We start from the raw sequence: 23,136 nt of genomic DNA, 5'->3' as shown, positions 1-23,136 counted from the left end.
AGACGCCGCCCCATACCAGGAGACTGACCCATGTTGCTACGCACGCTGCGCGCCGCCGCCCTGGCCGCGCTGGCCATCGCCGCCCCGGCGCATGCCGCCTATCCCGAAAAACCCATCAGCCTGGTCGTGCCCTTCCCGGCGGGCTCTGGCACTGACGCCGTGGGCCGCATTTTCGCGGCCGAGCTCGGCAACATCCTGGGCCAGCAGGTCGTGGTCGAGAACAAGCCCGGCGCCAACGCCACCATCGCCGCCAACTATGTGGCGCGCGCCAAGCCGGATGGCTACACCCTGTTCGTCACCACCAACACCTCGCATTCGGCGGCCCCCTGGCTGATGAAGAACGTGCCCTATGACCCCGTCACGGACTTCACGCCCATCGCGCGCGGCGGCAACCTGCCCTTCATCCTGGTGGTCAACCCGCAGCGGCCCTACAAGAGCGTGAAGGAACTGATCGACTATGCGCGCGCGAATCCCGGCAAGGTGACCTACGCCACCGGCAACAGCACCGGCATCGTCGCCGGCGGCACGCTGGCGCGGCGGGCCGGTATCGACATCCTGCACGTGCCCTACAAGGGCACGCCGCAGGCCCTGACCGACCTGGTGGGCGGCCAGGTGGACTTCATGTTCACCGACCTGGCATCCGGGCTGCCGTTCGTGCAATCCGGCCAATTGCGCGCGCTGGCCGTATCCACCGCCGAGCGCAGCAGCATCGTGCCCGACCTGCCCTCCATGCGCGAGGCCGGGGTCGACGACTTCGACCTGAATTCCTGGAACGGTTATTTCGGCCCGGCCGGCTTGCCGCCCGAGATCGTGGCCAAGCTCAACGCCGCGATCAACCAGATCGTCGCCAACCCCGAGATCCGCAAGCGCCTGGCCGGCCTGGGCTTCGACGCCTTCAGCGGCACGCCCGAGAGCTTCGCCACCTTCGTCAGCGAACAGCGCGACCTGTGGGGCAAATTGATCAAAGACGCAGGTATCCAGCCACAATGACCACGTTTGCAGAACCGGCCGGCCCGCTGGCCGGCGTGCGCATCCTCGACCTGAGCTCGGTCGTCATGGGGCCCTACGCCACCCAGGTGCTGGGCGACCTCGGGGCCGACATCATCAAGGTCGAATCGCCGGCGGGCGACAACATGCGCGCCGTCGGCCCCATGCGCAACGCGGGCATGGGGCACCTGTACCTGCACCTGAACCGCAACAAGCGCTCCATCGTGCTCGACCTGAAGACCGAGGCCGGCCGCGAGGCCTGCCTGAAGCTGGCCGAGAGCTGCGATGCGCTGCTGTATAACATCCGGCCGCAGGCCATGGCCCGGCTGGGCCTGTCCTACGAGGCCGTGGCCGCGCGCAACCCGCGGCTGGTCTACGTGGGCGCCTACGGTTTCAGCGAGGCCGGCCCGTACGCCGGGCGGCCTGCGTACGACGACCTGATCCAGGGGCAGACCGGCATCGCCGAGCTGTCCAGCCGCCAGAGCGGCGACGTGCCGCGCTACGCGCCGCTGACGCTGGCCGACCGGGCGGTCGGCTTGCACGTGGCCATCGCGCTGGTGTCGGCGACGCTGCATGCGCGCGCCCACGGGCGCGGGCAGCAGGTCGAGATCCCCATGTTCGAGGGCATGGCCCACATGGTGCTGGGCGACCACCTGGGCGGCGCCACGTTCGAGCCGCCGCTGGGCTCCACCGGCTACGCCCGCCTGCTGGCGGCGCATCGCAAGCCCTACGCCACCTCGGATGGCTATCTGTGCCTGCTGATCTATAACGACAAGCACTGGCGTAATTTCTTTGCCCTGATCGGCCGTCCCGAACTGGAACAGGATCCGCGCTTCTGCAGCCATACCGCGCGCGCCGCGCACATCGACGAAGCCTACGCCTTCGTGGCCGAGGTCATGCGCACGCGCACCAGCGCCGCGTGGCTGGCGGCGCTGGCGCAGGCCGACATTCCGGCCGCGCGCCTGTACTCGGTGGACGACCTGATCGACGATCCGCACCTGCGCGCCACCGGCTTCGTCCAGGAGCTGGAGCACCCGTCCGAAGGCCGCATGCGCACGCCGGCCCCGCTGGGCCGCTATGCGGCCACGCCCACGGCGATCCGCCGCCCGGCGCCGCGGCTGGGCGAGCACAGCCGCGAGATCCTGCGCGAAGCGGGCTGCACCGATGCCGAAATCGACGCGCTGATCGCCGCGCGCGCCACCCAAGAAGGAGCACCCTGATGGACTTTGAATTCTCGTCCGACCAACTGGCCCTGCGCGACGCCATCGGGCGCGTGTGCGAACGCTATCCGGACGACTACTGGCTCGAGCGCGACCGCGAAGGCGGCTTCCCGCACGACTTCCACGCCGACCTGGCCCGCGACGGCTGGCTCGGCATCGCCATGCCGCAAGAGTACGGCGGGGCCGGCCTGGGCATGACCGAGGCGGCGCTGATGATGCAGACCATCGCCGCCTCGGGCGCGGGGTTCGCCGGCGCGTCGGCCGTGCACATGAACATCTTCGGCCTGAACCCGGTGGTGGTGTTCGGCACCGACGAACAGCGCCGCCGCTGGTTGGAACCGCTGATCGCCGGGCGCGAAAAAGCCTGCTTCGCGGTCACCGAGCCCGACGCCGGCCTGGACACCACCAAGCTGTCGACCCGCGCCGAGCGCCACGGCGACGAATACGTGGTGCATGGCCGCAAGATCTGGATTTCCACCGCGCAGGTGGCGCACAAGATGCTGCTGCTGGCGCGCACCACGCCGCTGTCGGAAGTCGCCAAGCCGACCCAGGGCCTGTCGCTGTTCTACACCGATCTCGACCGCGACAAGGTCGAAGTGCGCGAGATCGAGAAAATGGGCCGCAAGGCGGTCGATTCGAACATGCTGTTCATCGACGGACTGCGCATCCCGGTGGCCGACCGCATCGGCGAGGAAGGCCGCGGTTTCGAATACATCCTGCATGGGCTGAATCCGGAACGCATCCTGATCGCGGCCGAAGCGGTGGGCATCGGCCGGGCCGCGCTGGACCGCGCCGTGCAGTATGCCGGCGAGCGCACCGTGTTCGGGCGGCCGATCGGCCAGAACCAGGGCATCCAGCATCCCCTGGCGCAGGCCTGGATGCAGCTGGAAGCCGCCAACCTGATGGTCTTCAAGGCGGCCAGCCTGTACGACGCCGGCCTGCCCTGCGGGCCCTATGCCAACAGCGCCAAGTACCTGGCCGCCGAGGCGGGCCACAATGCCTGCCAGACGGCGGTGCTGACGCTGGGCGGCATGGGCTATGCCAAGGAATACCACGTCGAGCGCCTGCTGCGGGAAAGCTACATCCCGCGCATCGCGCCGGTCAGCCCGCAGCTGATCATGTGCTTCATCGCCGAAAAAGTGCTGGGGCTGCCCAAGTCCTATTGAGCCGGGCCGCACGGCTCACCCGAGGTGCCTGCCACCCTGGGGGGTGGCAGGCACCTGGCATTCTTGCGACGCTCAGCCGCGCTGCTCCAGCGCCGTGCAGGCGGCCCGCAGGATGCGCGCGTATTCCTGCTGCTGGGGCTCGATCCGGTACACCGGGCCGCCCACCGAAATGGCGTAGGTCTCGCCCGATAGCGTGACCGGCCAGGCAATGGCGCAGACATCCGGAATGGACTCGCCGAGGTTCATGAACCAGCCCCGCCGCCGCGAGGCCTCCAGGTCGGCATCGACGGCTTCGGGCGTGACCAGCGTGCGATCGTTATAGCGGGTGAGCGGACGGCGGGCCAGCAAGGCCGCGCGCGCCGGCGCATCCAGCACGGAGATCAGCGCCTTGCCCAGGGAGTTCGCGTGCACGTCGCGGAACTCGCCCGCCACCGGGGCATAGCGGATGGTATGCGGGGAATCGAGCACGTCCAGGTAGACCACCCGGCCCTCGCCGCTGAGTTTGGCGAACACCACGGTTTCCTGGGTGGCGTCGCGCAGCTCGACCAGGCTGGGATAGACGCGATCCAGCACCGGATCGGCGCTGGCGATGCGCTGCGCCATCGCCAGCAGGCGTCCGGTGGGGTAATAGCCCTGGCGGCGCCCGGTTTCATAGAGGTAGCCCAGATCGGACAGGGTGCGGATCAGCGCCAGGCAGCTCGAGACCGGCACGCCGAGCAGGCGCGCCAGTTCGGACAGCGGCAGGGCACGCCGTTCACGCGCGTAGGTCTCGATGATTTCGATGACTCGCAGGGCCGTCTTGACGCTCATGGTTGGCTGGATTGTATCGGTGGAGCGGCGCCGCCCCGGCGGCGGCGCCTAAAGTTCCGCCCGGCGGTGCCGTAATGGTAGCTGAGAAATTCCCCCAGACCCGGCGCCGCCCGCGCCCCCGACAGGAGTGACCATGGCTGTCAGCCCTCTCGCCCCCGCCCCTCTTGCGCTGCCCGCCGCGGCCGTCGCGCCGGCACCGCCAGAGCCGGCTGTCGCCGTCACCCCGGCGGCCACCTCGGCCAACAGCGGCGGGGCGCAGGATGCGGCGGCGGGCGACCCGGGCCGCCCGCCCCTGCCCCTGGAGCGCGCCCTGGAAGAGATCAACCAGCAGTTGCGCGCCTGGTCGACACAGTTGCAGTTCGAGATCGACCCCAACGTGCACCAGGTCGTGGTGAGCATCATCGACTCCGAGACGGGGGACACGATCCGCACCATTCCGTCCGAGACACTGCTGCGCATCGCACGGATGATCGTGCAGATGCAGGGCCATGCGGTCCAGACCACGGCCTGACGGCCCGAAGCCCGGAACTAGGCCGCCCTTGCCCCCTTGCCCGGCCGATCGCGCGGCGGAACGTTTTGACAGAATTGCATAGCTAGTAAGGAATAACAGATGGCCTCCATTACCTCGCTCGGCGTCGGCTCCGGCCTGACCAACCTGGAAGACATGCTCACCAAGCTCCAGGAAGCGGAAGAAGTCCGGCTCAAGCAGATCACCGCCCGCCAGTCCAGCTACCAGACGCGCATTTCCGCCTACAGCAAGCTGCAGGGCATGGTCGAGGCCGTGCAGAAGGCAGCCGCCGCGCTGGGCGATCCGGCGACGTTCGGCGCGGTCGCCAGCAAGGTCAGCGGCGATGCGCTGACGGTCAAGACCGAGGCCGGCGCCGTGCCGGGCGACTACAAGATCGCCGTCGCCGAGCTGGCCAGCGCCCAGACGCTGAAATCCGGCGCCGTGGCCGACCGCAAGGCGCAGATGGGCGCCGGCGGCAGCATCGAGATCACCCTGGCCAACGACGAGACGGCCACCATCGAGCTCGGCTCCGACACCTCGCTCGACGGCATCGCCAAGGCCATCAATGGCAGCGACGACGCCGGGGTGCGCGCCACCATCATCACCGATGGCAATGGCGCCAGCTACTTGATGCTGACCAGCAAGGCCACTGGCGAACAGGCGGCGGTGCGGAGCATCACATCGGACAACGGCGCCGTCCAGGCGGTGGTGGGTTACCAGGATGGCAGCCCGTCGGCCATGAGCGTGCAGCAGGCGGCCAACAATGCAGTTGTCACGATCAACGGCATCACCGTCGAGAGCCAGTCGAACACCCTCAGCGAGGCGATCGACGGCGTCACGCTGGAATTGACCGCCACCACCGAGGCCGGCAAGTTCGTCGACGTGTCGATCACCAGCGACCCGGCGGTAATGTCCAAGGCGGTGAAAACCTTCGTGGACGCCTACAACAGCCTGCAGACGACGATAGGCGAACTGACGGCCTTCGACGTCAAAGCCGAGACGCAAAGCGCGCTGACCGGCGACAGCACCACGCGCAGCATCCAGGCGGGCATGGCGAATGCGCTGCGAGTTGTCGGCGGCGAAGGAACGCTGCGCACGCTGAGCCAGCTCGGCATCACCACCAACGCCACCACGGGCAAGCTGGAGCTGGACCAGACCAAGCTGGACAAGGCGCTGAAGGAAAACCCGGCCGACGTGACGCGGTTGTTCGCCGGCAGCGGCGGGCTGGCCGAGAAAATGAAGACGGCCACCGATGCCATCCTGGGCGACAAGGGCTCGATCAAGACGCGCACCGACGGCCTGCAGGAGACCGTCGAGACGCTGCAGGACCAATACGACCGCACCAAGCTGTCGATCCAGGCCACCATGGACAACTACCGGGCCCAGTTCACCCGGCTCGACGCCCTGGTGGCGCAGATGAACAACCTGAGCAGCTACCTGAATCAGCAATTCGAGGCGCTGTCCAAGGCGAGCTGACGATTTCACAGTCCGTAAACCATGACGTATGCCGCGCGCCGCCCCCTGGGCTCTCATTCCGCCCGCTCCTATACCGATATCGGGCTCGAGACCCAGGTCTTGAGCGCCAGTCCCGAGCGGCTGGTCAGCCTGCTGTTCAACGGCGCGCGGGCCGCCATCGCGCAGGCCCGCCTGCATCTCGAGGCGGGCCGGACCGCCGAGCGCGGCGCGGCGATCTCCAAGGCCACCCGCATCATCGACGAAGGCCTCAAGACCGGCCTGGACATGGAGGCCGGCGGTGAAATCGCCGCCAACCTGGCCAGCCTGTACGACTACATCGTCCGCACGCTGCTACTGGCCAACCTGAAGGCCGACCGCGCCGGCCTCGATACGGCCGACCGCCTGCTGGCCGAGCTGGCGCAGGCCTGGCAAGCCGCCAACGACCCGCCCGCCGGCGCCACGCCGGCCTGATCTCTTACGGTACGCCCACAGCCGCCGTATCGCCCATCGCGCGAGAAACTTATGACGTCCACCTTGCGGCACGCCCCCGTCCTGGACATTTACCGGGAAATCGCCAACCTGACCGACCAGATGCACGCCGCCGCCCGGGCGGGCGACTGGAGCACGGTGCTGAACTGCGGCCAGCGCTATTGCGAACTGGTCGAGCGATTGCGCATTGTCGATCCGGTGACGCCGCTGGACCATGCCGGCCGTGAAGCCAAGTACGACCTGCTGGTGCGCATCCTGGACAATGATGCCGCCACCCGCGACCTGGCGATTCCGCAAATGGCGCGCCTGAGCGATCTGCTGGGCCGCATGAAGCGGCAGCAATCGCTGCTGTCCGCGTACGGCACGCAGCCGTCCGCCGCATGACGGCGCGCGGCACCCTGGGCCCGGCGGGCCGGCGACAATGAGCATCGGACCGCCCGCCCTGAGCACGGTACTGGTGCAGCGGCTCGATGCCGTGCTCGGCACCACCATGGCGGCCCACGCCAATCTCGTGTCGGGCGCGCGGCCCGACGCGGTCGCCCAGCCGGGCGAGGCCGCCCGCCCCGGCCAGGCCGACGCCACCGGGCGCAATCCGCGCCCGCCGGCCGAAGCCGTGCAGGCCCGCGGCGACCGCGGCAACGCCGTCGGCGACGCCAGGACGGCCGAGACCTCCGGCCAGGCCGCGCGCGAGCTGGTCACGCGCAACGACGCCACGGCCTCCGCGCCCACCACCCTGGGACAAACAGCCCGCACCATACTGGCCCTGCTGGCGCTGTATCCCGACCAGGCTCCCGCGGCCCAGGGCCGCGCGCCGCTTTGGCCGACGCCGCCCGGTACCCCGGCAGCCCCGGCCGGCGCTGCCGCGCCCGCGGAGGCGGCGATCGCGCGGCCGGCCCCCCACCCCGCGCCGCCGCCCGCCTCCGCGACGCCCGCTGCGCCGCCGCCTGCCGCCGGCCCGGCGGCCGCAAGCGCCGCGGGACCGGCCGCCCTGCCCGCCATGCTGGCCGGCGCCTTGCGCCAGGCGCTGCAAGGCAGCGGGCTGTTCTACGAATCGCACTTGAGCGAACTGGCCTTTGGCCAGCGCACGCTCGAGCAAGTGCGCGGCGAACCGCAAGCCGGCCTGCCGCGCGACCATTCGCAGACCTTCGCTCCCGCAAGCGCGCCGCGCGCGCCGGGGCCGGCATCGGCCGGGGCGGCGGCGCCGGGCGACAGCGCGCCTGGCGGCAATTCCGCGCCGACCGCCGGCGCGTCCGCCGCGCCGGCCGGCGTCCACCCGGACGCCGCGCCGCTGGTGCGCCAGCAATTGGACATCCTGGCAAACCAGGCGCTGCTCTGGCATGGCGCGGCCTGGCCGGGCACGCCGCTTGAATGGGAAGTGCGCCGCCAGGCGCCGGAGGGCGCCGACCCGTCCGTGCCGCACTGGGCCACGCGCCTCAAGCTGGATCTGCCGCGCCTGGGCCTGGTCGAGGCGCGCCTGACCCTGGCGGGCGACCAGCTCGTGATGCAACTGGTCGCGCCGCGCAGCGCCGCCCTGATCGGCGACGAAACCCAGCTGCTGCGGGAGAGCCTGCAGCGCGCCGGCCTGACGCTGAGCCGGCTTTCCGTGGCGGCCACGGCATCCCGTCCCGACGAGCCGCTGCCATGAGCCCATCCGAGCCGAGGGAAACGCCTACCAGCCGCGGCGCAGCCGTTGCGCTAAGCTATGGCGATAACGATGTGGCGCCTCGCATCGTGGCCAAGGGCTACGGGCAGATCGCCGACACCATCGTGCGCACCGCGCGGGAGCATGGCTTGTATGTGCACGAATCGCGCGAACTCGTGGAGCTCCTGATGCAGGTCGACCTGGACGCACACATTCCCCCGCAGCTATATGCCGCCGTAGCCGAACTATTGGCCTGGCTGTATGGACTGGAAGCCGCCGCGGCGCCGCCCGGCGGACCGACTGCGCCTGCTCCGGCGTCGTAATGAGGGCCGCCCCGGACCATGAAACCCGTCTCCGCTGGCGCCCTGATGAGCCGCACCGACGAGATCCGCTCGATGCTGCGCGAATTGATGCATCCGGACTGCCGCGTGCAAGTGTGCGCCGACGGCCAAGCCTGCGATGTGCGCATCCTCGGTCCCGATTGGCAGTTGCGGCACTTCTTCTGGCGGCCCCGCGACATCGACCGCTTCGAGATTCACCTGCGCGGCGCCAGGCCGTACGAGACGATGACGCTGGACTTTTCCGCCGGCACCCCGGACGGCGCCGACGTGCGCTTCCGCGTGCCTGCGCCCCTGGTGCTGCGCTTTCCCGACCGCAGCGCGGCCATGCTGTCGGCCTTTCCTGATTGCATGTGGTACCAGGGAACCCGCACGCAGCCCGGCGCTTGAACTACACCGACATCGACGAGATTTCCTTGTAGGCCGCCACCAGGCGGTTGCGGACCTGCACGGCTGTCTGGAAAGCGATCGAGCTTTTCTGCAGATCGATCATCACGTCGTTGAGCGCCACGCCCGGCGCGCCCAGCTCGAATGCCTTGGCCTGCGTGCTGGCGGCATTCTGCGCGGCCGAAATGCGCTGCACGGAACGATGCAGCTCGGCGGCGAAACTGGTGGGCGCGGGGGTCAGGTCGGCCGGCGTCACGCCATTGCTCTGCGCCGCGCGCACCACGGCGCGCATCTGCTGCAGCATGCTTTCAATACCCGACAATCCCGACACCGCCATGGCCTTGCTTCCTCTCGCAGGAAAAACATTGAGGATTGCAAGCGTACGCGCCGCCGGCCGTCTCCATAGCCGCCAATAGCCGGCAAAACACCCGGCAGTTCCGCGCATGACCGGCGCGAGCTGGCTCGTGCCCCCCCCGGGCGAGGGGCCCGGGAAAAGGCGGGACACATAGAGGACAACTAACGCCAAAAACCGGTTGTTTTCATCGATTGGGATAGCCAGGGCCACCGCCATAATTCACGCTCCCCGATCCCAAGCATGTTGCATGCGTAACCTGCCCCATTCGCCCATGTTGTCCGCCTCCCCGCTCCGCGAAGCTTGCCGGAGCCACCGATGAACCAGCAGGCCATTCCAGGCGCCTCGCTGCTGGCGAAGTTTCCGGTTCTAGAAAAAGTACGCGCGCTGCCCAAGCCGCTGCTGCTGGGCGCGGCGGCCGCCCTGGTGGCCGTCGTTGCCGTGCTGGCGCTATGGAGCCGCGAGCCGGATTACAAGGTCCTGTTCTCGAACCTCGACGACCGCGACGGCGGCGCCATCGTCACCGCGCTGGGACAAATGAACGTGCCGTATCGCTTCAGCAGCGATGGCCGCGCCCTGCTGGTGCCGGCCGAACGGGTCTATGACACGCGCATGCAGCTGGCCAGCCAGGGCCTGCCGCGCGGCGGCTCGGTCGGTTTCGAGTTGCTGGACAACGCCCGCTTCGGCGCCAGCCAGTTCGCCGAGCAGGTGAACTACCAGCGCGGGCTGGAAGGCGAGCTGGCCCGCTCGATCGAGGCCATGAACACGGTGCAGAGCGCCCGGGTGCACCTGGCGCTGCCGCGCCAGTCCCTGTTCGTGCGCGACCGCCAGGCGCCGACGGCGTCGGTGCTGCTGCACCTGTACCCCGGCCGCAGCCTGAGCCACGCCCAGGTGGCGGCGGTGGCCTGGCTGGTGGCGTCCAGCGTGCCCGACCTGACCGCCGAGAACATTTCCATCGTCGATCAGAACGGCCGCCTGCTGTCGGCCCCGCTGGGCGAAGGACGCGGCATGGACGCCGACCAGTCGCGTTTCGTGCGCGACGTCGAGCAGCGCACCGTCGAACGCATCCTGACCATCCTCAACCCGCTGGTCGGCCCCGGCAATGTGCAGGCCCAGGCCAGCGCCGAAGTCGATTTCGCGCGTCGCGAGCAGACCTCCGAGGTCTACCGGCCCAACCAGGAACCGGGCCAGGCCGCCGTGCGCAGCAAGCAGACCAGCGATTCGGCGCAGACCGGCGTGGGCCCCGCGCAGGGCGTGCCGGGCGCGCTGAGCAACCAGCCGCCCGCGGCGGCCGAGGCGTCGATCGTCAACCCGCCGCCCGCGCCCCAGCCGGCCCGGGCCGGCCAGGCCCAGCAACAGAACGAGGCGCCGCAGCCTCAGGTGCCGACCAACAACCGGCACGACGCCACCATCAACTATGAGGTCGACCGGACCATCAGCCACGTGAAGCAGCCGGTGGGCCAGCTCAAGCGCCTGTCGGTGGCGGTGGTGGTCAACTACCTGCCCGACGCCAGCGGCGAACCGCAGCCGCTGCCGCCGGAAGAACTCACCAAGCTGACCAACCTGGTGCGCGAGGCCATGGGCTATTCCGAAACGCGCGGCGATTCGCTGAACCTGGTCAACAGCCAGTTCAACGACCAGCCGGCGGCGCCGCCCCTGTGGCGCGACCCCGAACTGATCGGCCTGGTCAAGACCGTGCTGGCCTGGGTGCTGGGACTGGCGCTGGCCTTCTGGCTGTACCGCAAGCTGCGCCCGGCGGTGGCCAACTACCTGTACCCGCCGGTCGACCCGGAAGAAGCCGAGGCGCGCAGGCTGGAGGCGCAGCGCGAGGCCCAGGCCGCGGCGCGCGCCAAGGAAGTCGACCGCTATGAGGACAACTTGCAGCGCGCCCGCGAGATGGCCACCAAGGATCCGCGCGCGGTGGCCATGGTGATGCGCGCCTGGATGACCAAAGATGAGAAATGACGGAAAACCGCTGGATGGCGTGACCCGCAGCGCCGTGCTGATGATGTCGCTCGGCGAGGACGCCGCGGCGGAAGTCTTCAAGTACCTGACCGCGCGCGAAGTGCAGCAGGTGGGCGGCTCGATGGCCAATCTGAAGCAGGTCACCCGCGGCGACGTGGCGATAGTGCTGGAAGAATTCCGCCAGGAGGCGGACCAGTTCATGGCGGTCACGCTGGGCTCGGACGAGTACATCCGCGCCGTGCTCACCAAGGCGCTGGGCAGCGACCGCGCCGCCGGCCTGATCGAGGACATCCTGGAAGCCGGCGAAGGCGCCAGCGGCATCGACGCCCTCAACTGGCTGGACCCGCACACCGTAGCCGAACTGATCGGCGACGAGCATCCGCAGATCATCGCCACCATCCTGGTGCACCTGGAGCGCGACCGCGCCGCGGGCGTGCTGGCGCTGCTCACCGACCGGCTGCGCAATGACGTGATGCTGCGCATCGCCACGTTCGGCGGGGTGCAGCCGGCGGCCCTGGCGGAGCTCACCGACGTGCTGAACTCGGTGCTGGCCGGCCAGGGCGCCAAGCGCAGCAAGATGGGCGGCGTCCGCACGGCGGCCGAGATCCTCAACATGATGAGCTCGGCCGACGAAGAAGCGGTGGTCGAAAGCCTGCGCGAGCGCGACAACGACCTGGCCCAGAAGATCATCGACGAGATGTTCGTGTTCGACAACCTGGTCGACGTGGAGGATCGCGCCCTGCAGCTGATCCTCAAGGAGATCGACAACGACAGCCTGATGATCGCGCTCAAGGGCGCATCCGAGGAATTGCGCGCCAAGTTCCTGCGCAACATGTCCAGCCGCGCGGCCGACATCCTGCGCGAGGACCTGGAAGCCCAGGGGCCCGTCCGCATGTCGAAGGTCGAGGGCGAGCAGAAGAAGATCCTGCAGATTGCCCGCCGCCTGGCCGAGAGCGGCCAGATCGTGCTGGGCAACCAGGGAGACGACGCCTATGTCTGAGGCGCACCGGCCGGCCGCCGACGCGCTGGCGCGCACCGCGTGGCGGCGCTGGCAGATGTCGTCGTTCGACCTGCCGGTCGAGGACGCGGTGGAGATCGCGCCGCCCACGCCCGATCCCGGGCCGGACCTCGATGCGCTGCGCCGCCAGGCCGAGGAACAGGGCCGCCAGGCCGGTCATCTCGAAGGGCTGGCACAAGGCCGTGAACAGGGCCTGGCCGAAGGCCGGGCGGCCGGCCACGCCGAAGGGCTGGCCGCGGGCCGCGAGGCCGGCTACCAGCAGGGCCTGGCCGAAGGCCGCGAACAGGCGCGCCAGGAAGCGCTGCGGCTGCACGCGCTGGCGGACGCCTGCGGCGCATCGCTGGCCGCCCTGGAGGCCCGCATGGGCCAGGCCCTGCTGACGCTGGCCCTGGACATCGCCGGCCAGGTGCTGCGCACCGCGCTGCGCGAGCAGCCCGAAGCCATGCTGGCCGCGGTGCGGGAAGTGCTGCACATTCACCCCGCGGCGGGCGGCGCCATGCGGCTGTGGGTGCACCCGGACGATCTCGAACTGGTGCGGCTGCATCTGGCCGACGAGCTGCGCGAAGGTCATTGGCGCGTGCTGGCCGATGAGTCCATCGCGCGCGGCGGCTGCCGCGCCGAGACTCCCTACGGTGACATCGACGCCACCCTGCAGACCCGCTGGCGCCGCATCGCCGCGTCGCTGGGCCGCGACATGCCCTGGGAGGAACAGGCATGAGCGCCGCCGTGCCGGTCATCGAGCGCTGGCAGACCCAGCTGCGCATCGGCTCGATCCGCGCCGGCTCCACCGAGCCCTGGCTGGCGGCCGGCCGCATCACGCGCGCCACCGGCCTGGTGCTGCACGCCACCGGCCTGCGCCTGCCGGTGGGCGCGGCCTGCCGCATCGAGATCGCGCGCGGCCACGATCACTGGGCCGATGCCGAGGTGGTCGGGTTCGATGGCCACACCCTGTACTTGATGCCACAGGCCGACATTGCCGGCCTGCCCCCCGGCGCGCGGGTCGTGCCGGGCGAACCGCCCGTGCAGCGGGCCATCCCCCTGCCCCGCACGGCCGAGCTCAACGGCAACGCCAAGCCGCAGCTGGGCCGCCACCTGCCGGTGGGCGACGCCCTCCTGGGCCGCGTGCTGGACGGCGCCGGGCGCCCGCTGGATGGCCTGGGCCCGCTGGTCGGCGCCGAGCTGGCGCCGCTGGCCGCGCAGCCGATCAACCCGTTGTCGCGCGCGCCGATCGACACTGTGCTGGATGTGGGCGTACGCGCCATCAATGGGCTGTTGACGGTGGGCCGGGGCCAGCGCATGGGCCTGTTCGCGGGCTCCGGCGTGGGCAAGAGCGTGCTGTTGGGCATGATGGCCCGCTATACCCGCGCCGATGTGATCGTGGTGGGCCTGATCGGCGAGCGCGGCCGCGAAGTCAAGGAGTTCATCGAGCACAACCTCGGCGCGGACGGTCTGGCGCGCTCGGTGGTGGTGGCCGCCCCGGCCGACGTGTCGCCCCTGCTGCGGCTACAGGGCGCGGCCTACGCCACCCGCCTGGCCGAACATTTCCGCGACCAGGGCCGGGACGTGCTGCTGATCATGGATTCGCTGACGCGCTACGCCATGGCGCAGCGCGAGATCGCGCTGGCGATCGGCGAGCCTCCCGCCACCAAGGGCTACCCGCCCTCGGTGTTCGCGCGCTTGCCGGCGCTGGTCGAGCGCGCCGGCATGGGCGCGCCCGGAGCGGGCGGCAAAGCCGGCTCGATCACCGCCTTCTACACCGTGCTGGCCGAAGGCGACGACCAGCAGGACCCCATCGCCGATGCGGCGCGCGCGATCCTCGACGGCCACGTGGTGCTGTCGCGCCACCTGGCCGAGGCCGGGCACTACCCGGCCATCGATATCGAGGCTTCGATCTCGCGCGCCATGACGGCGCTGATCCCGCATGCGCAGTACGCCGTGGTGCGCCGTTTCAAGCAGGCGCTGTCCCGCTATCAGCGCAACCGCGACTTGATCGCCGTCGGCGCCTACAGCGCCGGCAACGACCCGCAGCTCGACGACGCCATCGCGCGCTATCCGCGCCTGGAGGCGTTCCTGCAGCAGGATATCGGCGAGAACGTCGCCTATGACGCCGCTGTCGACCAACTGCGCGCCACCTTCGAAACCAAGGACGCCCATGCCTAGCGGATTGCCCCTCGACACCCTGCTCGGACTGGCCAAGGACGGCGCCGACGACGCGGCGCGCGCGCTGGGCCGCCTCAATGCCCAGCGCAACCACGCCGAGCAGCAACTGTCGATGCTGCACGAGTACCGGCAGGACTACCTCGCGCGCCTGCAAGCCGCCATGCAATCCGGCATGTCGGCCGCCGACTGCCACAACTACCAGCGCTTCATCGCCACGCTCGACGATGCCATCGGGCAGCAGGCCATCGTGCTGCGCCAGGCCGACGACCATCTGGCGCAGGGCCGCGCGCATTGGCAGCAGCAGCAGCGCCGCCTCAACTCGTTCGATGCGCTGGCCCGGCGCGAACAGCGTGCGCGGGCCACGCGCGAAGCGCGCCGCGAACAACGCGCCAACGACGAATACGCGTCCCGCCTGGCATACGGCCAGGCCGCGCCGCGATGATACGACCGCCGATCAAGACCACCATGACCGCGACCTCGCCTCCTCAATTGCCCGTTCCTTCCGCCGCGCCTCCCAACGCCGGGCGCGGCGCCGACAAGCCCGCGTCCGGCGGCGGGCGGGACAGCTTCGCGCAGACGCTGGCGCGCCAGCGCGCCGCCGACCCGGGCCCGGCCGCCCTATCCGCCGGCCAGCCTGGCAGGGCGGATCGCGGCAAGGCGGTCGAGGGCGAGACGGCCCCAGGCATCGATGCCGGCCAGCCCGACCAGGCCCAGGACCAGGAAGCCGCCCAGGCCGCCGCGGCGGCCCTGGCGGTGGCGGCGCCGACCGCGCCGGCGCTGCCCGCCCAGGCCATCGAAATCGCCGCGCACGCGGCCCGGCTGCAACAGGCCGCTGCCGCCGCGGCGCCGACGCCGGCCGCGCCGCCTGTCCTGGCCGCCGGCCCGGCGGCGACGCCCATGACGCTCTCGTCCGAGCCGGCCGCGGCCGCCGCGCCGTCCGGCGTGCCGGCCACCGCGATCCTGCCCGATGCCGCCGCGGCGCACCCTCGCGCGGCTGCCGCGGCGACGACGGTCGCGACAACGCGCGCCATGCAGGCTACCGCCGCCCCGGCGGCCGCGCTGCCGCAGGCGCCGGTGCCCCACGCCGGAACACAGCAACTGGCCGGCGACGAGCCGCCGCCGACGGCCGACGCGCCGCCGGGCGTACCCTTGACCGCCCCGCTGGCGGAGCCGGCCGCGCCCGCGGCCCCCGATCAGCCGTCCGCCATGCAAGCCGCGCTGGCCTTGTCGGGCAGCGGCCGCCCGGACGGCGCCGCGGCGCCCGGCCAGCTCGGCGCCAACCCTCCCCTGGCATTGAGCATCGCCACGCCGCTGTCCGCGACGCCCGCCTGGGGCGCCGACCTGGGACATCAACTGGTGGTACTGAGCCACGAGAGCGGCACAGGACACCACACCGCCGAACTGCGGCTCGACCCGCCGGACCTCGGCCCGCTGCGCGTCACGCTCAGCGTCAACGACGGCGTGGCGAGCGCCAGCTTCGTATCGGCCCACGCGGCCGTGCGCCATGCGGTCGAAGCCGCGCTGCCGCAATTGCAGCAGGCGCTGGCCCAGGCCGGCCTGTCGCTGGGCCAGGCCAGCGTGGGCGACCACGGCGCGCAGTCCGGCTCCGACATGCAACAGCAAGCGCGCGGCCAGGCCCAGGGCGGGCATGGCGAGTCCCCGGCCGACGCGGAAGTGGCCGTGCATGTCGCGGGCCGGCCGGCGCGCCCCACCGACGGGCTGGTAGACACTTTCGCCTGAGCTTGGCGGACGGCGCGCAATAGGCTGAGATACGCGAATTTCGTGCTGTTTTTCGCCTGCAAAGGCCCGCGGACTTTGCGGCAGAATCCCTTCATTCCCTAGTATCGAAACCCTGATGGCCACTTCCAAGAATCCTTCCATGCCGCTGCGCAACAGCCTGCCGCTGCGCGCGGCCGGCGGCAGTCCAATCCTGCGCGGTCTTTTCTGGCTGCTGGCGCTCGCCATCGTCGCAGCCTCCAGTGTCGCCATCACCTGGTTCGTCATGCACCGCCAGTACTCGCAGCCCGCCGCGCCCGTCAAGCTGGGCGTCGGCCAACCCGGCTCCGGGCCGGCCGAGGCGGTATTCGTGGCACCGCCCGCCGCGCCGGCAGCGGTGCCCGCGCCCATCTTCATCCCGCTGGAAGCCTTCACGGTCACCCTGCAAAGCGCCGACAGCGAACGTATCCTGCACGTGGGCATCACCCTGCGGGCCGGCGACGAGCAGACCCGCACGCGCATCGAGAAATACATGCCCGAGGTCCGCAGCCGCATCCTGATGGTGCTGTCGGCGCAGTCGCCGGCCGCCGCCCAGAGCCTGCAGGGCAAGGCCGACATGGCGCGGGCCATCGTCGCGGCCGTCAACCGGCCCTTCTCGCCGCTGCCCGACGGCCAGTACGTCAGCGACGCGCTGTTCACCGCCTTCGTGGTGCAGTAAGCATGGCCTACGAGGCGTTTCTTTCGCAGGACGAAGTCGATGCGCTGCTGGCCGGCGTCACGGGCGAAAGCGACAGCAAGCCGGGCGGCGAGGACGATCCGCGCGGCGCGCGCGCCTACGACCTGAGCTCGCCCGACCGCGTGGTGCGCCGGCGCATGCAGACGCTGGAGCTCATCAACGAGCGCTTCGCGCGCCACCTGCGCCACCTGTTGCTGAATTTCATGCGGCGCAACGCCGACATCACGGTAGGCTCGATCAAGATCCTGAAGTACGCCGATTTCGAGCGCAACCTGCCGGTGCCCAGCAACCTGAACATGATCCAGATGAAGCCGCTGCGGGGCACGGCGCTGTTCACCTACGATCCCAGCCTGGTGTTCCTGGTCATTGACAGCCTGTTCGGCGGCGACGGGCGATACCATACGCGCGTCGAGGGCCGCGACTTCACCACCACCGAGCAGCGCATCATCCGCCGCTTGCTGAACCTGACGCTGGAAAGCTACGGCAAGTCCTGGGAAGCGGTGTATCCGATCGAGTTCGAGTATGTGCGCTCGGAGATGCACACCAAGTTCGCCAGCATCACCGGCAATAACGAAGTGGTGGTGGTGACGTCGTTCCATATCGAATTCGGCGCGACCGGCGGCGACCTCAATATCTGCCTGCCCTATTCCATGATCGAGCCGGTGCGCGACCTGCTGACCCGGCCGCTGCAGGAAACCGCGCTCGAGGAAGTGGACCAGCGCTGGACACAACAGCTGTCGCGCCAGGTGCGCAGCGCCGACGTCGAGCTGACGGCCGAATTCGCCGCCATCGCCGCGACCATCGGCGAGCTGATGCGCCTGAAGCCGGGCGATGTACTGCCGATCGACGTGCCCGAGAAAGTGATCGCCAGCGTCAATGGCGTGCCGCTGATGGAATGCGGCTACGGCGTCTTCAACGGCCAGTACGCGCTGCGCGTCCAGAACCTGTTTACTCACGAAAGCGACTCTCACGAGGCTCCCGACCATGACTGACACGAACGAGCGGCCCGGCCAGGCGGACCCCGGCTCGCCGGCCCGCCCGGCCGACGACTGGGCCGACGCGCTCGCCGAACAATCCGCCGCGGGCGCCCCTGCCACCCAGGCCGACGGCTTGAAGCCGCAGGACGACTGGGCCAACGCCATGGCCGAACAGGCCGCCGCCGGCGCGCCGCCGGCGGACGCCGCCGCGGCGGCCGCCAGGCCGGCCGGCGGCTCGGTATTCAAGCCTCTGGCCAATACTGCCGGCAGCACCGGCAGCGACATCGACCTGATCATGGACGTCCCCGTCCAGCTCACGGTCGAGCTGGGCCGCACCCGGCTCACCATCAAGAACCTGCTGCAACTGGGCCAGGGCTCGGTGGTCGAGCTCGACGGGCTGGCGGGCGAGCCCATGGACATCTTCGTCAACGGCTACCTCATCGCCCAGGGCGAGGTGGTGGTGGTCGAAGAGAAATACGGCATCCGCCTCACCGACATCATCACCCCGTCCGAGCGCATCAACCGCCTGAACAACCGGCGTTGACACGATGACAGACTCCGCCCTGCTGCGCGTGGCGATCGGCCTGCTGCTGGTGGTGGCCGCGATCCTGGCCGCCGCCTGGCTGGCGCGCCGTGCCGGCCTGGCCGGCCGCGCGCAGGCGCGCCTGCTGCGCCAGGTGGCCAGCGTGCCGCTCGGCCCGCGGCACAGCGTGGCGGTGCTGCAGATCGAGGACACCTGGCTGGTGGTCGGCGTGACGCCCACTCAGCTGACCACGCTGCATACGCTGCCGGCCGGCGCGCTGCCGCCGGCAGGCCCCGGCGCCGAGCCGTTCGCCGGCAAGCTCGCCGCGGCGCTGCGGCGCGGCCAATGACGCGCCCGCGCCCCATGACATCCGCCGCCATGTCCCTGCTCCAGCGCTGCTGCGTGCCGCCGCTGGTCATCGCCGCCGTGCTGGCCGCGCTGGCGCTCTATCCCGCCGGCGCGCTCGCGCAGGCCACCCTGCCGGCGCTGACCGCGACCCCCGGCCCGGATGGCTCGCAAACCTATTCGCTCAGCATGCAGACCCTGCTGCTGATGACCTCACTGTCGTTCCTGCCGGCCGCCCTGCTGATGATGACCGGCTTCACCCGCATCATCATCGTGCTGGGACTGCTGCGCAGCGCGCTGGGCACGGCGATGTCGCCGCCCAACCACGTGCTGATCGGGCTGGCCCTGTTCCTGACGTTCTACACCATGTCGCCGGTGTTCGACCGCATCTACGCCGAGGCCTACCAGCCCCTGTCGGAAGGCGCCATTCCGTTCGAGACGGCGGTCGAGCGGGCCGCTGCGCCGCTGCGCACCTTCATGCTGCACCAGACCCGCGAGAATGACCTGAGCCTGTTCGCCAATCTCGCCAAGCAGCCGGAGCTGCAGGATCCCTCGCAGGTGCCGCTGAAGATCCTGGTGCCGGCGTTCGTCACCAGCGAGCTCAAGACCGCCTTCCAGATCGGCTTCACCATCTTCATCCCCTTCCTGATCATCGACCTGGTGGTGGCCAGCGTGTTGATGTCGCTCGGCATGATGATGGTGCCGCCGGTCACGGTGGCGTTGCCGTTCAAGCTGATGCTGTTCGTGCTGGCCGATGGCTGGCACCTGCTGCTGGGTTCGCTGGCCAGCAGCTTCTATCAATGAGCGGAGCGCCCCCATGACCGCCGAGACCGTCATGTCGATGTCCTACCAGGCGATGAAGATCGCGCTGGCCATGGCCGGCCCCTTGCTGCTGGTGACGCTGGTGGTGGGGCTGGTCATCGCGGTGTTCCAGGCCGCCACCCAGATCAATGAAATGACGCTGTCGTTCATCCCGAAGCTGCTGGCGATGTGCGGCGTGCTGGTGCTGATCGGCCCGTGGCTGCTGGGGCTCATGACAGACTATATCCGGCAGTTGATCGGCCAGATTCCCCTGCTGGTTTCGTAGGGTGGTCTCTTTTACCCAGCAACAGCTCGACGCCTGGCTGCTGCAGTTCCTGTGGCCGTTCGCGCGCATGCTGGCGCTGGTGGGCAGCGCACCGCTGTTTTCGGAATCGACCATCCCGGTCCGGGTCAAGGTGGGCCTGGCGTTCCTGCTGACCGTCGCGGTGACGCCGGCGCTCGGCCCGCCGCCCGCCATCCCGCCCGGCTCCTATGCCGCCCTGTGGCTGCTGGGGCAGCAGGTGGTCATCGGCATCGCGCTGGGCTTTACCATGCGCATCGTGTTCGCCGCGGTGCAGACGGCCGGCGAGTTCGTCGGCCTGCAGATGGGCCTGTCGTTCGCCTCGTTCTTCGATCCCGCCACCGGCGCCAACACCGCCGTGCTGGCGCGCCTGTTCAACATCCTGGCGATGCTGGTGTTCCTGGCGCTCGACGGCCATCTGCTGGTGCTGGCCGCGCTGGTGCGCTCGTTCGATGTGCTGCCGCTGCAGCCCCTGGCCCTGGACCGCAATGGCTGGGGCGTCCTGCTGCAATGGAGCCAGGCGGTCTTCGTATCCGGCTTGCTGCTGGCCCTGCCGCTCATTTGCGCCCTGCTGACGATCAACCTGGCGATGGGCATCCTGAACCGCGCGGCGCCGCAGCTGTCCGTGTTCGCGGTGGGATTCCCGGTCAGCCTGATTGCCGGGCTGCTGTTGCTGGCGCTGGTGCTGCCCCATTCGGCGCCCTTCCTCGAAGCCTTGCTGCGCGACGGCCTGCAGGCCATGAGCGACGTGGCCGGGGGGCTGGCGGGGAAGTGAGCCGCCAGCGACATGGCTGAGCGGCTCCCGGCATCCCGCCGGTTCCCCGGACCGCGGTACCTCAGGCTTGCGCCACCATGGGCGCCGCGTATCCGGTCAGCTGCTGCGCCGGCACCTCGATGACCTCGCCGGCATTGATCTTGAACACCGACACCGCCTCGGCCAGGCGCTGCGCCTGCTCCTGCAGCGACCCCGCCGCAGCCGCCGCCTCTTCCACCAGCGCCGCGTTCTGCTGCGTCACCTCGTCCATCTGCGACACCGCCCGGTTCACCTGGTCGATCCCGCCCGACTGCTCTTCCGAGGCCGCCGAGATCTCCCCCATGATGTCCGTCACCCGCTTGACCGACGCCACGATCTCCTGCATCGTCGCGCCCGCGCGCTCGACCTGCTGCGAACCGGTGCCCACCTTGCTCACCGAGTCCTCGATCAGCACCTTGATCTCCTTGGCCGCCTGCGCGCTGCGCTGCGCCAGCGAACGCACCTCGCCGGCCACCACCGCGAAGCCCTTGCCCTGCTCGCCCGCCCGCGCCGCCTCCACCGCCGCGTTCAGCGCCAGGATGTTGGTCTGGAACGCGATCCCGTCGATCACCGACACGATCTCGGAAATCTTGCGCGAGCTCGCCGAGATGTCCTCCATCGTGCTCACCACCTCCGAGACCGCCGCGCCGCCGCGCTCGGCCACGTCCGAGGCGCTGGCCGCCAGCTGGTTGGCCTGGCGCGCGTTGTCCGCGTTCTGCTTGACCGTCGAGGCCAGCTCCTCCATCGAGGCCGCCGTCTCTTCCAGCGAGGCCGCCTGCTGCTCGGTGCGGCTGCTCAGGTCCGTGTTGCCCGCCGAGATCTCGCGCGCGCCCACGTTGATCTCGTCGACCCCGCGCCGCACCTGCGACACCGTGCGCGCCAGGTTCTCCTGCATGCGCTTGAGCGCCGCGAACAGCTGACCGATCTCGTTGCTGTTGCGCACCTCCACCCGCGCCGTCAGGTCGCCCGCCGCGATCTTGTCGAAGTGCTGCCCGGCGTCGATCAGCGGGCGCACCACCAGGCGGCCGAACACCAGGCGCGCCATCACCATCAGCAGCAGGGCCAGGATCACGGCCACGCCGACCGCCAGCACGGCGCGCTGGAAGTTCAGGTGCGCGGCCGCCACATTGGCGCGCTGCTGCTCCTGGATGTACTGGTCGAACTCGGCAATCGCCTCGATGAAGGTGGCGCTGCGCGGCGTGCCGTACTCATTGTTCACCATGTAGAAAGTGGAATAGTCCTCGCTGCGCAGCGCCTCCACCATGGTGTCGACGCCGTCGTCGATATAGGCCCGATACCGGCGCACCAGATTCATCGACAGCCGGCGGCCGCTATCGTCTTCCAGCATGTTCTTCTGGAAATCGGCGAAGCGCTTGCGCACGCCGTCCAGCCGGCCGGTGGCGCCGTCGAGCGCTTCCTTGGCCGATTGGGCCGAGTTCTCGCCGCTGCCCCAGCCGGACTCCTGCAGGTAGCGGGCCGCCACCATCAGGTCCACCCGGGCGCGCAGCATGTCACTGTTGATGATCTCGACCTGCTTGGCGCGCTCGGTCAGGTCGTTGATGCGGCGGATCGCATCGTAGTTGGTCTGCAGGAAATACGCCGCCAGGGCGCCGACCGCCGCGATCAGCAGCGCGAAGAACGCCATCACCACCAGCAGCAGCGTGCCTACGCGCGCATCGCGGATCTTCCAGGAACGCTTCTGCCTGGGCGCCCGGGCCCGCTTCTTGGGCTTGGCCGGCTTGGCGCCGGCAGTGTCGTAACTCGCTTCCATGATTTTCTCCGTCGGGATGCTCGCACAAGTATTCGCCGACGCAGGCCGGCGCGTTATCGGCCTCGGCGGGTCACGCCGCGGCGCTTATTGCATAGGCGCGGCCGGCACGGGTATCGACCAGGGAGCGCCCGCCGGCCCGTCCAGCCGCCCGGGTGCCGGGCCGAGCAGCTTGCGCCGCTCCCATGGCTCCAGCAGGAGGTTGGTCGTATCCACCAGGCGCACCAGCCTGCCGTCCGGACCGAACTGCAGCAGGGCCTCCTTGCGGCTGTACAGTCCGTCCGTCACGAACGTCGCCTTGAACGACCACAGCGCCAATGCGCCGCCATCGCTCTGTCCGTACAACACCACCGGCGCCGCTCCCAGCGCATAGGCGGCTTCCTGCAGAGTCGACTCCCCCGGCGTCAGCATCGACAAAGCGCCGGGATCGAAATTGTTTCCGGAGGTCGAGCAGCCGGCCAACGCCGCGGCCGCGCCCAGCCCCAGCAGCAGCGCTCTCACGCCCATGGCCGTCGCCCGTCGGTTCGCCCGCCCGGCATGTCAGAAGGACTCCCAGTCGTCGTCGGCCGCCGGCCGGCGCGTGGCGGCCGCGGCGGGCATCGTCGGGGCCGGCGGCGTGGCGGGCGCCGCACGACGCGCCGGACGGGCCGCGCTCGCGCCGGCGGGCAACGGCCCCGGC

27 protein-coding genes are annotated in these 23,136 nt (G+C 70.1%); 23 read left to right on the top strand and 4 right to left on the bottom strand.

Annotation, left to right across the window (positions count from 1 at the left end):
- Positions 1–30 precede the first annotated feature (30 nt).
- The 3 genes from CAL24_RS10355 to CAL24_RS10345 are packed head-to-tail and all read left to right on the top strand — an operon-like array spanning position 31 to position 3,373.
- On the top strand, positions 31–990 hold the full coding sequence (locus CAL24_RS10355) for a Bug family tripartite tricarboxylate transporter substrate binding protein (protein ID WP_094806646.1): 960 nt from the start codon (positions 31–33) through the stop codon (positions 988–990).
- A complete protein-coding gene (locus CAL24_RS10350) occupies positions 987–2,207 on the top strand; it encodes a CaiB/BaiF CoA transferase family protein (protein WP_028356287.1) in 1,221 nt (406 codons plus the stop codon). The genes CAL24_RS10355 and CAL24_RS10350 overlap by 4 nt, the downstream gene beginning before the upstream one ends.
- Complete coding sequence (locus CAL24_RS10345; protein WP_028356288.1) at positions 2,207–3,373, top strand: acyl-CoA dehydrogenase family protein; 1,167 nt, start codon at positions 2,207–2,209, stop codon at positions 3,371–3,373. Before CAL24_RS10350 ends, CAL24_RS10345 begins: the two co-directional genes overlap by 1 nt.
- Positions 3,374–3,445: 72 nt before the next feature.
- Here the strand turns inward: CAL24_RS10345 and CAL24_RS10340 are convergent, their stop codons facing one another.
- Complete coding sequence (locus CAL24_RS10340; RefSeq protein WP_028356289.1) at positions 3,446–4,183, bottom strand: IclR family transcriptional regulator; 738 nt, start codon at positions 4,181–4,183, stop codon at positions 3,446–3,448.
- A 133-nt stretch (positions 4,184–4,316) separates the two neighbouring features.
- Here CAL24_RS10340 and CAL24_RS10335 point away from each other — a divergent pair, with 133 nt between their 5' ends.
- The 7 genes from CAL24_RS10335 (at position 4,317) to CAL24_RS10305 (ending at position 9,005) form a co-directional block, all read left to right on the top strand.
- Positions 4,317–4,694, top strand: coding sequence for a flagellar protein FlaG (locus CAL24_RS10335; RefSeq protein ID WP_028356290.1), 378 nt, complete (start codon positions 4,317–4,319; stop codon positions 4,692–4,694).
- A 99-nt stretch (positions 4,695–4,793) separates the two neighbouring features.
- A complete protein-coding gene (gene fliD / locus CAL24_RS10330) occupies positions 4,794–6,167 on the top strand; it encodes a flagellar filament capping protein FliD (RefSeq protein WP_028356291.1) in 1,374 nt (457 codons plus the stop codon).
- A gap of 21 nt (positions 6,168–6,188) precedes the next feature.
- On the top strand, positions 6,189–6,617 hold the full coding sequence (gene fliS / locus CAL24_RS10325; RefSeq protein ID WP_094806645.1) for a flagellar export chaperone FliS: 429 nt from the start codon (positions 6,189–6,191) through the stop codon (positions 6,615–6,617).
- Positions 6,618–6,668: 51 nt separating this feature from the next.
- Positions 6,669–7,019 carry a flagellar protein FliT gene (locus CAL24_RS10320; protein ID WP_094806644.1) on the top strand — a complete coding sequence of 117 codons (351 nt, stop codon included), beginning with the start codon at positions 6,669–6,671 and terminating at the stop codon, positions 7,017–7,019.
- Between the two features lie 37 nt (positions 7,020–7,056).
- The gene (locus CAL24_RS10315) at positions 7,057–8,280 is read left to right on the top strand and encodes a flagellar hook-length control protein FliK (RefSeq protein WP_028356294.1); all 1,224 of its coding nucleotides are present in this window, start codon (positions 7,057–7,059) and stop codon (positions 8,278–8,280) included.
- On the top strand, positions 8,277–8,600 hold the full coding sequence (locus CAL24_RS10310; RefSeq protein WP_094806643.1) for an EscU/YscU/HrcU family type III secretion system export apparatus switch protein: 324 nt from the start codon (positions 8,277–8,279) through the stop codon (positions 8,598–8,600). Before CAL24_RS10315 ends, CAL24_RS10310 begins: the two co-directional genes overlap by 4 nt.
- A gap of 18 nt (positions 8,601–8,618) precedes the next feature.
- Complete coding sequence (locus tag CAL24_RS10305) at positions 8,619–9,005, top strand: hypothetical protein (protein WP_028356295.1); 387 nt, start codon at positions 8,619–8,621, stop codon at positions 9,003–9,005.
- A 1-nt stretch (position 9,006) separates the two neighbouring features.
- Here the strand turns inward: CAL24_RS10305 and fliE are convergent, their stop codons facing one another.
- Positions 9,007–9,339, bottom strand: coding sequence for a flagellar hook-basal body complex protein FliE (fliE, locus tag CAL24_RS10300; protein ID WP_028356296.1), 333 nt, complete (start codon positions 9,337–9,339; stop codon positions 9,007–9,009).
- Positions 9,340–9,672: 333 nt separating this feature from the next.
- On the opposite strand from fliE, the gene fliF reads away from it, so the two are divergent.
- From fliF to fliR, 13 genes are all read left to right on the top strand, one after another.
- Entirely contained in the window at positions 9,673–11,319 is a 1,647-nt protein-coding gene (fliF, locus tag CAL24_RS10295) for a flagellar basal-body MS-ring/collar protein FliF (protein WP_094806642.1), read from the top strand.
- Positions 11,309–12,319 (top strand): flagellar motor switch protein FliG, encoded by a 1,011-nt coding sequence (fliG, locus tag CAL24_RS10290; protein WP_028356298.1) that lies wholly within the window; start codon positions 11,309–11,311, stop codon positions 12,317–12,319. Before fliF ends, fliG begins: the two co-directional genes overlap by 11 nt.
- Complete coding sequence (fliH, locus tag CAL24_RS10285; protein ID WP_028356299.1) at positions 12,312–13,055, top strand: flagellar assembly protein FliH; 744 nt, start codon at positions 12,312–12,314, stop codon at positions 13,053–13,055. Before fliG ends, fliH begins: the two co-directional genes overlap by 8 nt.
- Positions 13,052–14,497: a flagellar protein export ATPase FliI gene (fliI, locus tag CAL24_RS10280; protein WP_028356300.1), complete on the top strand. Its 1,446-nt coding sequence runs from the start codon at positions 13,052–13,054 to the stop codon at positions 14,495–14,497. Before fliH ends, fliI begins: the two co-directional genes overlap by 4 nt.
- Entirely contained in the window at positions 14,490–14,939 is a 450-nt protein-coding gene (gene fliJ / locus CAL24_RS10275) for a flagellar export protein FliJ (protein ID WP_028356301.1), read from the top strand. Before fliI ends, fliJ begins: the two co-directional genes overlap by 8 nt.
- A 23-nt stretch (positions 14,940–14,962) precedes the next feature.
- Positions 14,963–16,237 carry a flagellar hook-length control protein FliK gene (locus tag CAL24_RS10270; RefSeq protein WP_249278524.1) on the top strand — a complete coding sequence of 425 codons (1,275 nt, stop codon included), beginning with the start codon at positions 14,963–14,965 and terminating at the stop codon, positions 16,235–16,237.
- A gap of 115 nt (positions 16,238–16,352) precedes the next feature.
- Complete coding sequence (locus tag CAL24_RS10265; RefSeq protein WP_028356303.1) at positions 16,353–16,931, top strand: flagellar basal body-associated FliL family protein; 579 nt, start codon at positions 16,353–16,355, stop codon at positions 16,929–16,931.
- Positions 16,932–16,933: 2 nt separating this feature from the next.
- Complete coding sequence (gene fliM, locus CAL24_RS10260) at positions 16,934–17,941, top strand: flagellar motor switch protein FliM (RefSeq protein WP_028356304.1); 1,008 nt, start codon at positions 16,934–16,936, stop codon at positions 17,939–17,941.
- Entirely contained in the window at positions 17,934–18,470 is a 537-nt protein-coding gene (gene fliN, locus CAL24_RS10255) for a flagellar motor switch protein FliN (protein WP_094806640.1), read from the top strand. The genes fliM and fliN overlap by 8 nt, the downstream gene beginning before the upstream one ends.
- A gap of 4 nt (positions 18,471–18,474) precedes the next feature.
- Positions 18,475–18,798, top strand: a complete 324-nt coding sequence (gene fliO, locus CAL24_RS10250; protein ID WP_094806639.1) for a flagellar biosynthetic protein FliO — start codon at positions 18,475–18,477, stop codon at positions 18,796–18,798.
- Between the two features lie 29 nt (positions 18,799–18,827).
- A complete protein-coding gene (gene fliP, locus CAL24_RS10245) occupies positions 18,828–19,598 on the top strand; it encodes a flagellar type III secretion system pore protein FliP (protein WP_028356307.1) in 771 nt (256 codons plus the stop codon).
- Positions 19,599–19,611: 13 nt separating this feature from the next.
- Positions 19,612–19,881, top strand: a complete 270-nt coding sequence (fliQ, locus tag CAL24_RS10240; protein WP_094806638.1) for a flagellar biosynthesis protein FliQ — start codon at positions 19,612–19,614, stop codon at positions 19,879–19,881.
- A gap of 1 nt (position 19,882) precedes the next feature.
- Entirely contained in the window at positions 19,883–20,671 is a 789-nt protein-coding gene (gene fliR, locus CAL24_RS10235; RefSeq protein ID WP_028356309.1) for a flagellar biosynthetic protein FliR, read from the top strand.
- A 61-nt stretch (positions 20,672–20,732) separates the two neighbouring features.
- On the opposite strand, the gene CAL24_RS10230 is transcribed toward fliR, so the two are convergent.
- Together CAL24_RS10230 and CAL24_RS10225 are read right to left on the bottom strand one after the other, a co-directional pair.
- Complete coding sequence (locus tag CAL24_RS10230; RefSeq protein ID WP_094806637.1) at positions 20,733–22,460, bottom strand: methyl-accepting chemotaxis protein; 1,728 nt, start codon at positions 22,458–22,460, stop codon at positions 20,733–20,735.
- A gap of 84 nt (positions 22,461–22,544) precedes the next feature.
- Positions 22,545–22,964, bottom strand: coding sequence for a hypothetical protein (locus CAL24_RS10225; protein ID WP_038853914.1), 420 nt, complete (start codon positions 22,962–22,964; stop codon positions 22,545–22,547).
- Positions 22,965–23,136: the final 172 nt, after the last annotated feature.

Origin of the sequence: Bordetella genomosp. 2 (genome assembly GCF_002261345.1) — a bacterium.
Lineage (GTDB): Bacteria > Pseudomonadota > Gammaproteobacteria > Burkholderiales > Burkholderiaceae_B > Bordetella_A.
The sequence above is the reverse complement of the archived record's forward strand: the minus strand, read 5'-3'. Positions and strand labels throughout refer to the sequence as shown.